The organism is Pseudomonas sp. LBUM1661 (assembly GCF_059695925.1).
On record NZ_CP166794.1, the window covers coordinates 1,662,266 to 1,675,491 of the forward strand.

12 protein-coding genes are annotated in these 13,226 nt (G+C 60.6%); 3 read left to right on the forward strand and 9 right to left on the reverse strand.

Features of this window, described 5'->3' with window-relative positions:
- Positions 1 to 94 precede the first annotated feature (94 nt).
- Positions 95 to 223: a PA1414 family protein gene (locus tag ACA057_RS07550; protein WP_007914492.1), complete on the forward strand. Its 129-nt coding sequence runs from the start codon at positions 95 to 97 to the stop codon at positions 221 to 223.
- Between the two features lie 236 nt (positions 224 to 459).
- On the opposite strand, the gene ACA057_RS07555 is transcribed toward ACA057_RS07550, so the two are convergent.
- From ACA057_RS07555 to speB, 6 genes are all read right to left on the reverse strand, one after another.
- Positions 460 to 711: an acyl carrier protein gene (locus ACA057_RS07555; RefSeq protein WP_497347161.1), complete on the reverse strand. Its 252-nt coding sequence runs from the start codon at positions 709 to 711 to the stop codon at positions 460 to 462.
- A 55-nt stretch (positions 712 to 766) separates the two neighbouring features.
- Positions 767 to 1,492, reverse strand: coding sequence for an MBL fold metallo-hydrolase (locus ACA057_RS07560; RefSeq protein ID WP_497347163.1), 726 nt, complete (start codon positions 1,490 to 1,492; stop codon positions 767 to 769).
- 85 nt (positions 1,493 to 1,577) lie between these two features.
- Entirely contained in the window at positions 1,578 to 2,957 is a 1,380-nt protein-coding gene (locus ACA057_RS07565) for a sodium:solute symporter family protein (RefSeq protein WP_497347165.1), read from the reverse strand.
- 93 nt (positions 2,958 to 3,050) lie between these two features.
- Complete coding sequence (locus ACA057_RS07570) at positions 3,051 to 4,562, reverse strand: purine-cytosine permease family protein (protein WP_497347167.1); 1,512 nt, start codon at positions 4,560 to 4,562, stop codon at positions 3,051 to 3,053.
- Positions 4,563 to 4,616: 54 nt separating this feature from the next.
- Positions 4,617 to 5,039, reverse strand: a complete 423-nt coding sequence (locus tag ACA057_RS07575; protein WP_497347169.1) for a YybH family protein — start codon at positions 5,037 to 5,039, stop codon at positions 4,617 to 4,619.
- 9 nt (positions 5,040 to 5,048) lie between these two features.
- A complete protein-coding gene (gene speB, locus ACA057_RS07580; RefSeq protein ID WP_045058686.1) occupies positions 5,049 to 5,999 on the reverse strand; it encodes an agmatinase in 951 nt (316 codons plus the stop codon).
- Positions 6,000 to 6,276: 277 nt separating this feature from the next.
- Here speB and ACA057_RS07585 point away from each other — a divergent pair, with 277 nt between their 5' ends.
- A complete protein-coding gene (locus ACA057_RS07585) occupies positions 6,277 to 7,170 on the forward strand; it encodes a LysR family transcriptional regulator (RefSeq protein WP_007945995.1) in 894 nt (297 codons plus the stop codon).
- Between the two features lie 3 nt (positions 7,171 to 7,173).
- Positions 7,174 to 7,770: a tRNA-uridine aminocarboxypropyltransferase gene (locus ACA057_RS07590; protein WP_497347171.1), complete on the forward strand. Its 597-nt coding sequence runs from the start codon at positions 7,174 to 7,176 to the stop codon at positions 7,768 to 7,770.
- A gap of 139 nt (positions 7,771 to 7,909) precedes the next feature.
- Here the strand turns inward: ACA057_RS07590 and ACA057_RS07595 are convergent, their stop codons facing one another.
- From ACA057_RS07595 to ACA057_RS07605, 3 genes are read right to left on the reverse strand one after another with little or no spacing between them, the layout of a single operon-like run.
- Entirely contained in the window at positions 7,910 to 9,277 is a 1,368-nt protein-coding gene (locus tag ACA057_RS07595) for an HlyD family type I secretion periplasmic adaptor subunit (RefSeq protein ID WP_497347173.1), read from the reverse strand.
- A gap of 9 nt (positions 9,278 to 9,286) precedes the next feature.
- The gene (locus tag ACA057_RS07600) at positions 9,287 to 11,446 is read right to left on the reverse strand and encodes a type I secretion system permease/ATPase (RefSeq protein ID WP_497347175.1); all 2,160 of its coding nucleotides are present in this window, start codon (positions 11,444 to 11,446) and stop codon (positions 9,287 to 9,289) included.
- A gap of 18 nt (positions 11,447 to 11,464) precedes the next feature.
- A complete protein-coding gene (locus ACA057_RS07605; protein WP_497347177.1) occupies positions 11,465 to 12,823 on the reverse strand; it encodes a TolC family outer membrane protein in 1,359 nt (452 codons plus the stop codon).
- Positions 12,824 to 13,226: the final 403 nt, after the last annotated feature.

The following is a 13,226-nucleotide window of genomic DNA, read 5'->3' on the forward strand; positions in this document are numbered from 1 at the left end:
ACTTTTGCCGAGCAATGCGTAGGACTTCCGACTATTATCAGTGCGAAGCGACTACAGAATTCTGGTCGCTCGGCACTACCCTGAAGGGGGCACCATGAAAGAGAAAATCCAAAACTGGCTGCACGACCTGGGTGTCGCACTCGGTTTGATCGAACCGCCTCTGCAACCTGTGCCTATTCGCACTGACGACGAACAACGCCGACGCCAGCAGCGCCGCCGGTAAGCGCGATGCAGCTGAGCCTACGAGACTGCCTTCGGCTCTGTAGCAGCTGCCGAGCCTGCGAGGCTGCGTTCGGCGGCGCAGCCGTCGTAAAACCTGAAAGCGAGGTTTTCCTGACACACCGCGTCGGCTGATTTCACGGCGGCTCCGCCCACGAACGCTGCCTCGCGGTGCTCGACAGCTGCTAAAGGTAAAACGCAGCGATAGATAAGCGGGCAAATCCAAGGTGACGGGCGGTCTCAATGCCGCCCAATCTCCAGCAAAAACCGGCTCAAGTCATTCGCCGTTCTCGCCGTCTTGAGCATCCGGTCTTCTTCGGCCGTAAACGCGGTCAACCCCAGCTCATCCTCCAGATGGAAGATCAGCTCTTCGATGTCTTCTTTATCCAATCCCAACTGCGCCAGGCTGGCGTTGTCGTCGAAATCCTCCCGACCTTCCAGCAGGCGGCTGATCAAGCGATGCACGGCGGCACGCACGGCGGCTTTTTTCATGGTGGCTCTTCGAGGGCGTTATTGTTGTTTTCCCTGGGTTTGAGTACAGCAGGCTTCAGCCGTGCAGGCGCTGCCACTCGTCAATCATCGTGCGCAAATGTTCCCCGGAAAAACTCCCGAAATGCCCGCCATCCACCGTGCGGATCGGCAGCGCGTGCAAGCGTTGCAGGCTGCGAGCGTAATCGTCGAGGTTGGAGTGGTAGGCGTCTTCGATCAGCGGCCCGTCGTAGATGATGTCGCCGCTGAACAGCGTCTCGGTGGCGGCTTCGTACAAGCTGATGCCACCCGGCGAATGCCCCGGTGTGTGCAGCACTTGCAGCACCCGGTCACCCAGGTCCAGCACGTTACCTTCTTCTATCAAACCAGTCGCTGGCGCGGCCTTGACCCGATACTCGGCGTAGCACAACGGGCAGTCGGGGTGAGCCTCGAACATATCGTCGCCGACGAACGCTGTGCTCAAGGTGTTGTCACCGTCCGGCGCGGCCAGGATCTGCGCCTCGGCCGGGTGCACCAGGCGTTCGGGAAATTCGTGATGCCCGGCGATGTGGTCGAAATGGCAATGACTCGCCACCGCCACCAGCGGCCGCTCGGTGATCCACGGCAGTTGTTCGCGCAGGCTCACCAGCCCGGAACCGCTGTCCAGCAGCAGGTCCTTGTCGCGACCCTGTATGTGCCAGAGGTTGCAGCGATAAAAGGGCCGAATGTACGGCTCGTGAATCAAGCGAATGCCGTCGCTCAGCTGTTTGACCTCGAACCACTGGTCGCGAGAAACAATCTTCATCTAAGGTTTTCTCCAGACGAAAAAAAACGGGTGTGGCAACCGACGCCACACCCGTCGAAGAAAGCATCAAGTCGTTATGTTCAGCTTAGGCGGCGCTGGCCACGGTTGCTGGACGAGGGGACAGCAAGCTGACCACCACGAAGCTCACGAGGCCTACGGCGAGGCTGTAATAGATCGGGGTGTTAGCGTCCATACCGTCCTTGATCATGAACAGCAGCGCGGTGGCAAAGCCCATGCCCATGCTGGCGATAGCGCCGGCGGTGGTTGCGCGCTTCCAGAAGATCGCGCCGATCAGCGGGATCAGCATGCCGCCCACCAACAGGTTGTAGGCCAGGGTCAAGGCACTGATCACGTCGTTGACCACCAGCGCGATACCCAGCACGGCGATGCCGGTCAGCAGGGTGAACAGGCGGTTGATGCCCAGGCTCGACTGTTTACCGCCGCGCAGTTTCGGCAGCAGGTCTTCGGTCAGGGTAGTGGCGGCTGCGAGCAGGCCGGCACTGGCGGTGGACATCATGGCCGCCAGTGCGGCAGCGATTACCAGGCCACGAATACCGTCCGGCAGGGACAATTTGACGATGGCGGCGAACGCGTTGTTGACGTTGTCCAGGTCCGGGATCAGCACATGAGCGGCCATGCCGATCAGGGCGCAGGCAAGTCCGTAAAGAATGCAGTAGAAGCCTGCGAATGTACCGGCGACCTGAGCCACTTTGGCGCTCTTGACGGTGAACACACGCTGCCAGATGTCTTGACCGATCAGGATCCCGAAGAAGTAGATCATGAAGTAGGTGATGATGGTGTCCCAGCCAATCGTGGTGAAGCTGAAGGCGGTGGCCGGCAGTTTCAACACCAACTCATCCCAACCACCGACGCGGTAAAGGCAGATTGGCAACAGGATGAACATCAAGCCCACGGTCTTGATGACGAACTGGACGATGTCGGTCAGGGTCAGGGACCACATGCCGCCGATCGCCGAGTAAATCACCACCACACCACCGCCGACCAATATCGACAGCCAGAACGGCAGGTCGAACAGCACCTGCAGCACGGTGCCAATGGCCAGGATCGAGACCACGCCGATCATCAGCGCATACGCCAGCATGATCACCGCGCTCGCCGTGCGGGCCATCGGGTTGTAGCGTTTCTCCAACACCTGGGTAACGGTGTAGATCTTCAGTTTCAGCAGCGGTTTGGCGAGGAACAGGTTCAGCGCCACGATCCCGCAGCCCAGTGCGGCGCAGAGCCAGAAACCGGAGATGCCATGGACGTAGCCCAGACGCACGGTGCCGACGGTGGACGCACCACCCAGAACGGTGGCGGCCATGGTGCCCATGTACAGGCTTGGACCGAGGTTACGACCGGCGACCAAAAAGTCTTCGTTGGTCTTGGCTTTGCGCATGCCGTAGTAGCCGAGTATCAGCATCGCGGCGGCGTAGATGAGTACGACGAATAAATCCAATGCCATGATGGCGTGTCTCCGATTGTCTTTTTTATGGTGAGGCGAAAATCAATCCCTGTGGGAGCCGGGTTGGCCGGCGCCCACAGGTAATGCGTTTGATCAGGCGACTTGTCGCACCGACGGTTTAGCGAGCGAATCCGTGCCCTTACTGCGTGCATCGTTTGGGCCAAACACTTCCCCCGATTCAGGGAACAGGCTCAGCAGCGTCAGGTACACCAGCGAGGCCAGGCCGAGGGTGACCGGCAGGCTGACGTCGATGCCGCCGGCCAGATCGCCCAGCACACCGACAAACTGCCCCGGCAGGTTCACAAAACACAGACCTACCAGCGCACTCGGGATCCAGGCACCCAGACCACGCCAGTTCCAACCGTGCGTGAACCAGTAACGACCGCCTTTCTCGCCGCGGGTGAAGACTTGCAGGTCATCCGGGCAGTAGAAGCCGCGACGCACGACCAGGCCGATGATCATGATCACCATCCACGGAGTGGTGCAGGTGATGATCAGCACGGCGAAGGTCGACACGCTCTGCACCAGGTTAGCGGCGAAGCGTCCGATGAAGATGAACGCAATCGACATCACGCCGATCAGCAACGTCGCCTTGACCCGCGACAGCACGCGAGGGAACACGCTGGACATGTCCAGCCCGGTGCCATACAGCGAGGTGGTGCCGGTGGACATGCCGCCGATCACCGCAATCAGGCACACCGGCAGGAAGAACCAGCTCGGCGAAACGGCCAGCAGGCCGCCGACGTAGTTGTTGGCGGCGATGTAGTCCGGCGCCTTGAGCGCTACGATGGTGGCAGTGGCGAGGCCGAACAGGAACGGGATAAAGGTGGCGATCTGCGAGATCACCACGGCCGCCATGATCCGGCCTTTTGGCGTTTCGCGAGGGATGTAGCGCGACCAGTCACCGAGGAACGCCCCGAAGGAAATCGGGTTGCTCATCGCCACCAGCGCAGCGCCGATGAAGGCCGCCCAGAAACCCGGTTGCCCCAGGCTCACGGTGCCGGCGTAGTTCACATCGAACGGCCCGACGAACGCGAAGATGCCCAGCAGGAACAGCAGGCTGGCACTCCACACCGCGATCTTGTTGACCCACAGCAGGAAGCGGAAACCATAGATGCACACGGCCAGTACCAGGATCGCGAACAGACCGTAGGCCAGGCCCAGGGTCAAGTCGGTTTCCGGCAGACCGATCAAGCGTTTGGCACCACCGATCAGCGCATCACCCGAACTCCACACCGAGAGCGAGAAGAAGGCGATGGCGGTCAGCAGCGACAGGAACGAACCGACGATCCGCCCGTGCACGCCGAAGTGCGCACCGGAAGACACGGCGTTGTTGGTGCCATTGATCGGACCGAACAGGCCCATCGGCGCAAGGATCAGCGAGCCCAGCAGTACGCCCAGCACAATGGCGCAGACGCCGGCCTGAAAAGACAGGCCGAACAGCACCGGGAAGCTGCCGAGCACGGCGGTGGCAAAGGTGTTGGAACCGCCGAAGATCATCCGGAACAAATCCGTCGGGCCTGCGGTGCGTTCGCTGTCCGGGATCTGTTCGACCCCGTAGGTTTCGATTTGCGTAAGGCTTTGGTCTTTGTTGTTGTTATTCATGATCAGCTCCGATCATAAAGGCGCGCTCATCGTGCGTGAGCGTCACCCGTTTGGCTAAGGGGTTGGCAGCCCTTCCGGCAAGGCGGACAAGTGTTCGTGGCAGGCCAGCCATAGGCCTTGTTGTTCTTGGCCAGACGCTTGTTTCTTGAAAACAATCGTCTCGCGCTCCTGGCTGAAGTGTTGCTCCCCTTGCATGCGCAGCTCGGTGGCCACGTCATGAATGAAAATCGCCACGTCACCCTGCAGGCTGACGAAGGCGTTGCTTGAGGTGCACGAAAGCACCTCGAAGCCGTCCTCGGAACGCCAGGTGTCCCACAACGCCTGATAGGCATCGCGCGACAGCAGAGGCTGTTCGAGGGTGTAGAAGACGAAGCTGGCATCGGCGCTGAACGCGCCGAAGTAGGCTTCGCGATCGTTACGGGCGAAGGCGCAGACCAGATCGGCCGCCGCGTTCAAAACCTGATCACGTTGGTTCATGACCGATCCTCAGCGATGGACCACGCCAGGCAGTACGCAGAGCATTTCGTACAGCAGGTTGGCGGCCAGCAGTGAGGTGTTGCCGGTGGTGTCATAAGCGGGCGAGACTTCTACCAGATCGCAACCGACCAGGTCGAGGCCCTGGCAGCCGCGGACGATTTCAATCGCCTGAATGGTCGTCAGACCACCGATTTCCGGGGTGCCGGTACCTGGCGCCCAGGCGGGGTCGATGCCGTCGATGTCGAAACTCAGGTACACCGGCCCGCCGCCGACTTTCTCGCGAACTTCAGCCATCAACGGCGCCAGGGATTTGTGCCAGCACTCTTCGGCCTGAACCACACGGAAGCCCTGGTTGCGGCTCCAGTTGAAGTCATCAGCGGTGTAGCCCTGGGCGCGCAGACCGATTTGCACAACGCGGTCCGGGTCCAGCAGGCCTTCTTCGACAGCACGACGGAAGGTGGTGCCGTGGGCGATTTTCTCGCCGAACATGTGATCGTTCACGTCAGCGTGAGCGTCGATGTGCACCAGGCCAACCTTGCCATGCTTCTTGTGGATGGCACGCAGGATCGGCAGGGTGATGGTGTGGTCGCCGCCCAGGGTCAGCGGGATCACATCGTGTTCGAGGATGTTGTCGTAGGATTCTTCGATGATCCGCACGGCATCCAGCAGGTTGAAGGTGTTGATTGCCACGTCGCCGATGTCGGCAACCGACAGCGAGTCAAATGGGGCAGCGCCGGTCGCCATGTTGTACGGGCGAATCATTACCGACTCAGCGCGGATTTCGCGAGGCCCGAAACGGGTGCCGGGGCGCAGCGAAGTGCCGATGTCCAGCGGAACGCCAACAAAAGCAGCGTCCAGACCGGCAGCGGTGGGCACATGGGGAAGTCGCATCATGGTGGCGATGCCGCCGAAGCGCGGCATTTCATTGCCGCCCAGTGGTTGGTGAAGAATCTTGTCCACGGGTAAGGCCTCATCGTCGTTGTTTTATTTATGTCGGTTACGCCGGTCGGGGAGACACGGGTACCGCTGTGGGCCGATTCTGCGAAATGTAGTGGCCGGGAAGAATCGCTACGGGCAAATACTTAGTTCAGATTTTTCTAAACTAATGGAAAGTGTGCCGATAGACTGACGGTATTAGACGTAGCAGCTGTCGAGCCTGCGAGGCTGTGTTCGGCGGCGCGGGCTCGGCAGCTGCTACAGGGACCTCGTCGTTGATACGTTTTTGCTGGAGTGCTCCATGGCCAACGCTTTACCCGACCTGAAACTATTGCGCATCTTCGTCAGCGTGGTCCGCCATCAGGGGTTTGCCAACGCGCAGCAAGAGCTCAACCTCTCGACCTCGGCCATCAGCACCTACATGAGCCAGCTCGAAGCAGCGCTGGGCCTGGTGCTTTGCCATCGCGGTCGCGGTGGTTTCAGCCTGACCAGCAAAGGCGAGCTGTTCCATCAGGAAACCCTGCGCCTGCTCGGCGAGCTCGAAGGTTTCGAGCAGTACGCTGCCGCACTCAAGGGCGAATTGCGCGGCACGCTGAACCTGGGGGTGATCGACTCCACCGTCAGCGACAAGGCCTTGCCGTTTGCCGAAGCCATCGGCGCCTACAGTCAGGAGCACCCGGCGGTGCATTTGCACTTGTCGGTGATGAGCCCGTACGAACTGCAACTCGGCGTGCAGGACAACCGCCTCGACCTGGCCATCGGCGCGTTCTCCACACGCATGAGCGGGCTGGTCTACATGCCGCTGTACCGCGAACAACACTGGTTGTATTGCAGCAGCCGGCATCCGCTGTTCACCGAGCGGCGTATTCCCGAGCAAGTCATCACGCAGCAGCGCATGGTCGGTCGCGGCTACTGGAGCCAGGCCGAGCTGGCCCGGCACGGTTTCAAACACAGCGCGGCGACCGTGGAAAGTATGGAGGCGCAGTTGATTCTGGTGCTGTCCGGTGCCTACATCGGTTACCTGCCGGAGCACTACGCCCAGGCCTGGGCCGACAAGGGAGACCTGCGGGTTTTGCTGCCGGCGACGTTTGGTTACCAGGCACCGTTCTCGATGATCGTGCGCCGTGGCCGCAGCCGCGAACCGCTGATCCAGACCTTCCGCGACTTACTTAAAGCACAACTGAATCAGGCTTGATCGATGTCCAGAATCCAGTGTTCCCGTTGCCTGCGCCCGCAAACGCATTGCCTGTGCCCGCTGATCCCGAGCCTCGACAGCCGCACCCGGGTGTTGCTGTTGCAACATCCGAGTGAAGTGAACCATGCGCTGAACACCGCACGGCTGGCGGCGTTGGGCTTGAACAATGCCGAGTTGATCGTGGGCGAGGTGTTTGAGGAGTTGCCGGGGTTGTTGAATCAATCGGGGTATCAGGCGCGGTTGCTGTTTCCGGGTGAGGAAGCGCAGCCATTGCAGGCTTACCGCGAAACCGACGAACCGCTGCTGCTGGTGGTCCCGGACGGCACCTGGCGCAAGGCGCGCAAGATGTTGCACCTTAATCCGTTATTGGCGGCGTTGCCCAGAGTGACCTTGGTGGATGGCGGCGTGTCGCGGTATCGATTGCGCAAGGCGCCGGGGCCTGGGGCGTTGTCGACGGTGGAAGCGATTGTGCAGGCGTTGCAGATTCTCGAATCGCCAAGCTCTTTCGAGCCGTTGTTAAAACCGTTCGAAGCGTTGATCGAGGGGCAGATTGCAGCGATGGGGGAGGAGACCTTTTTGCGTAATCATGGGCCGAAATGATCATTGCCTGTGCGGGCCTCATCGCGAGCAGGCTCGCTCCCACATTCGACCGAGTTCTTCCAGAAGAAATGCGATCCACTGTGGGAGCGAGCCTGCTCGTGATAGCGGTAGAACAATCACAGCAAATCCTGGCCAGAGACTACCGCTCCCGCATCGCCTCAGTCCGCGCCTTCAACACTGGTTTGAGCAAATAATCCAACACACTCTTTTCCCCAGTAATGATATCCACCGTCGCCACCATCCCCGGAATAATCAGCAGCGGTTTCACATCACCACCCAAGTGATTCTTATCAGTCCTTACCTGAATCAGATAAAAGCTGTTGCCCTTGTCATCGGTAATCGTGTCCGCGCCAATCAGCTCAAGCTTGGCACTCAACCCGCCATAAATCGTGTAGTCGTAGGCACTGAACTTGACCATCGCCTTCTGCCCCGGATGCAGGAACGCCACGTCTTGTGGCCGGACCTTGGCTTCGATCAGCAGGTTGTCTTCCAGCGGCACGATTTCCACCATGTCGCTGCCGGGCTGGACCACGCCGCCGATGGTGTTGACCTTCAGCACCTTGATAATCCCGTGCACCGGCGAGACCACCGTGGTGCGGGTCACGCGGTCGTCGATGGCGATGCTCGACGCTGTGATTTTCGACAGGTCGGTGCGTTTCTCGTTGAGCTCTTTCGCCGCGTCCGAGCGGAAGGATTGTTCCGACTCGTCGATCTTGCTTTTGATCTCGTTGATCGCCGATTCGGCACGGGGAATCGCCAGGGTCGTGGCGTTCAGCGAGCCGCGAATTTCCACCGCGCTGCGTTTGAGCCGAAGGATTTCCACCGGCGAAACCGCCCCGGTGCCCACCAGCGGCGCCGACATATTCATCTCTTGCTGCAACAGTCCCAGGCTGGAACTGTATTGGCCTTGTTTCGAACGGAATTCCGCCAGCTCCTGGGTTTTTTGTCGAAGTTGTTCACTCAGGGTGCGCTGCTCGCTGGCGAGTCGACGCTGGCGTTGTTCGTACAGCGAGCGTTCGTCTTCGGCCACTTGCGGTGCCTTGGCAATCACTTCCGGCGACAGCTTGAACGGCCGGCCTTCCGCCTCGGCCGACAGCCGTTCCACCTGCGCCGTCAGCGCATAACGATCCGCCTCGCTTTCGCCCTTGTTCGACAGAAACCGCGTGTCGTCCAGGCGCAGCAGCGTATCGCCCTTGTTCACCATTTGCCCTTCGCGAACGAAGATCTCGGTGACGATGCCGCCCTCCAGGTTCTGGATCACCTGGACCTTGCTCGACGGAATCGCCTTGCCTTCGCCCGTGGTGACTTCTTGCAGCACGGCGAACTTGGCCCAGATCACTGCGGTAATGATCAGCCCGGCAGCCAGCCACACAGTGATTCGTGACCACCGCGGGGAGTCTTGCAATGAGGCGCCAGCGGTTTCCGGCATGAATTCGCTTTCGGCGCTTTTGCTGAAACTGCCGAAGTAACCCCTGTCCTTGGACGTGTCGGAGGATGAACGGGCCATGGCTAGCTCCTAGACAGCCGCAGAGCCGACACGGCCCTTGCGCAGTGCATCGATGACCGCTTCTTTCGGACCGTCGGCGACGATCCGCCCGTTGTCCAGCACCACCAGCCGATCCACCAGGCTGAGCATCGAGGTGCGGTGGGTGACCAGCAGCAAGGTTTTGCCCTGGACCCAGCCGTGGAGTTTTTGCCGCAGAACGTCTTCGCTGCTGTTGTCCATGGCGCTGGTGGGTTCGTCGAGCAGCATGATTGGCGGGTCGAGCAATAAGGCCCGGGCCAGCAATACCGCCTGGCGTTGACCACCGGACAGCAGTTGCCCGCGTTCACCCACCGGCCGGTCGAAACCTTGGGGATGCTGGCGGGCCAGTTCGGTAACGCCGGTCAGTTCGGCGACTTCGAGCATCCGTGAATCGCTGATGTAACGTGCGCCGAGGGTCAGGTTGTCGCGCAGGCTGCCGGCCAGCAGCGGCAAGTCGTGAGCGACGTAGCCGATTTGCTGGCGCAGGTCGGCGACGTCCAGTTGCCGCAGGTCCAGGCCGTCGAGCAGCAGTTGACCTTCTTCCGGCGCATAGAACCCCATCACCAGCCGCGCCAGGGTGCTTTTGCCCGAGCCGCTGCGGCCGATGATGCCGATCCGTTCGCCGGGTTTCACACTGAAACTGACGTTGGCCAGCGCCGGCGCATTCTGGCCGTTGTAGTGGAACGTCACGCCACTGACGTCCAGTGCGCCGTGCAGTTGTGTGCGATCCAGCGGCCGCTGTTTGGCGTCGCGCTCTTGCGGCAAGGACATCAGCGCATCGGTGCTTTTCATGGTCAATTGCGCTTGTTGGTAGCGCGTGATCAGCCCGGCGATCTGTCCCAAGGGTGCGAGTACCCGGCTGCCGAGCATGTAGGTCGCCACCAGCGCACCGACGCTGAGGTTGCCGGCGATGATGCTGTAGACGCCGGCGACGATGGTCGCCATGCCGGAAAATTGCTGGATGAACAGCGTGCCGTTGGTGGCCAGCGCCGAGAGGTTGCGCGCGTGGCTGTCGAGGCGGGTGAGGGCGCCGTGGGTGCTTTCCCATTTGTGCTGGCGTTCGCTTTCGGCGCTGCAAGCCTTGAGGGTTTCCAGGCCGCCGAGGGTTTCGATCAGCAGCGCCTGGCGTTCGGCGCCGAGGCTCAGGCTTTTCTGCACGGTGTCGCGCAGACGGACCTGAATGATCATGGCGAAGATGATCGTGATCGGAAACGCCAGCAGCGGAATCACCACCAGCCAGCCGCCGAGCAGGCCGATCACCACCAGCATCAGCACCGCGAAAGGCAGGTCGATCAGGCTGGTCAGGGTCACGGCGGTGAGGAATTCGCGCAGGCCCTGGAAGTCATGAATGCTCTGGGCAAAACCGCCGATGGTGGCGGGCCGCGCTTTCATGGCCATGCCGGTGATGCGTTCGAACAGCGTGGCGGACAGGATCACGTCGGTTTTCTTCCCGGCGGTGTCCAGCAAGTGCGCGCGCACCACGCGCAGCACCAGTTCGAAACCGGTACCGATCAGCAAGCCGATGGACAACACCCACAAGGTAGACGTCGCCTGGTTGGGCACCACACGATCGTAAGTCTGCATGACGAACAACGGCACCATCAGCCCCAGCAGGTTGATCAGGAAACTGGCCAGGATCGCATCGCTGTACAGCCATTTCGACAGCTTGAGGGTGTCGCGGAACCACGCTTCCACGCGTGGCACCAGCGGCGAGCGCAGGTCTTCGAGTTCGTGACGCGGGCGGGCGAATAGCGCCTGGCCGCTGTAGTTTTCGGCCAGTTCTTCACGGCTGACCCATTGCTCACCGCCGTCGGCTTCACTGGGCAGAATCAGCAAGCGACCGTCCTCGCCGTAGCGCCGCAGAATCGCGGTGCGGCCATTGTTGAGGATCAGCATCACGGGCAGGTTGAGCGCGGAAATATCCGCCAGGTTTCGGCACAGCACACGCGCCTGCAAACTGGCCCGGGCCGCTGCACGTGGCAGCAGGTCCAGGCTCATGCGTTGGTGTGCCATTGGCAGCCCGGCACTCAGGCTGGCGCGACTGACCGTCGCGCCATGAAGTTTGCAGAGAATCAGCAGACCGTCCAGAAGCGGGTCATCGAAGCTCAGGCGTGGATCGACACCGGTGTTGCCGGATTGCAAGCTGGTCACAGTGATCGCTCCAGTGGGCTATCTCAGCTCAGGCAGACGGGCTTCGCTTTTCACTTCGGTCTGGGCGATCGCATCGGCGGGCAGCACCACCCGTTGCTTGCTCAACAATTGGCCCATGTTCGCCAGCACGCGGTACATCGAGTACTCCTCGGTGTACCGCACTTCGGTGTAGCGGCGGTTGGCGTTGTAGAGCTCGTTTTCACTGTCGAGCAAATCGAGCAGGGTGCGTTGGCCGAGGCCGAACTGGTCCTGATACGCCACGCGCACGCGTCGGCTGGTGTCAGCGTATTCGCGGGCGGTCGGGGTTTGTTTCTTCGCGTTGACCATGGCGTTCCAGGCCAGGTGAATGTTCTCGTTGAGCTGGCGCAGGGCGTTGTTGCGGATGTCCATCGCCTGATTGATCTTGTGCGCATCGGACTGCAGGCGCGCCTTGTCGCTGCCGCCGCGGAACAGGTTGTAGTTCATCACGATGCCCACCCGCCACTCGTTGTCGTGACCTTCTTCACCCTGCACGTTGTTGTTCGCGCCCACCGCGGCTTCGGCGTCGAAGCGTGGGTAGAACGGCGACTTGGCGACTTCGTACTGGCTCTCGGCCGATTGCACGTCGGCCTGGGCGGATTTCAGGTACGGGTTGTTTTCCACCATGCTCTGCTGTGCTTCCGGCAGGGACGTGGGCAGTTCACCACGGATCGACGGCGGTGCTTCGAGTTCATCGGGCAGGCGCCCGACCACGGCGTAGAAATTCGACTCGGCATCGGCGAGATCGACTTCGGCGGTGTCGAGGTTGTTCTGCGCCAGTGCCCGGCGCGCGGTGGACTGGTCGGAGTCGGCGTTACTGCCGATACCGCGCTGCGTACGCAAGCCGATCTGGTCATTGACCCGCAGGTGCGCTTGCAGGTTGTTGGTGGCCAGGGTCACCAGCTCGCGGCGCTTGAGCACTTCGAGGTAAACCTCGGTGGTGCGCAAGGCCAGATCCTGAGCGGTGCCTTGCGCGTAATAGGCCCGGGAGTTGACCACGCCTTTGGTGCGTTCGACTTCGTTGGGGGTGTTGAAACCATCGAAGAGCATCTGCCGCAGACGCAGCTCCGATTGGGTGTAGGTGAGGATTTCGGTGTGGTGATTGCCGAACGCCCGGGTGTTGGTGTTATCGCTGTACCCGCGCCCGTAGGCGGCATTCAGATCAACCGATGGATAAAAGCCCCCTTTGGCGACTTTCACGTCTTCATCGGCCGAAAGGCGACTGTCCACCCGCGACGCCAGCTCCGGGTGAGTCGCAATGGTGCTCTGGATCGCTTCGGTCAATGACATGGCTTGAGCGTGGGACGTGAAGGCCATAGCCAACAGAATTGCGCTGCAAAGAGGGGTTAAGGCGCGCATGGATACATCTCCCTGAAGTCCTGATGGTGCTTATCAGTCGCCAATTATTTGACGGCATTTATAGGTAAAACCGTTTCATGCTTGTAACAACAGAGCTAAGAACATTCTAGAGAGAACCTAAGAACTGTTTTTCATAACGCCTATGCCAAAAAAAACTTATGCGCTCTGCAAAATCCAGCACATTGTTCACTCCGAAAGCCCTTGATTTATGAGCTTTAGGTTGTTCATTTCGGGCCTGAGGATAGTTTCATCCACTTAGCGACATAGAGCGGAGAAGTGCTGGAGGGGAGGGAAACGGAACAGTCTGGTGGCGACGGTTTTTTGTCACTTTGGTGGATCAGGACTGTTACGAATCGTTCACAGGGCAGTTGTGTTGGAAGTGGATCCCGATGCTGTTGATTGC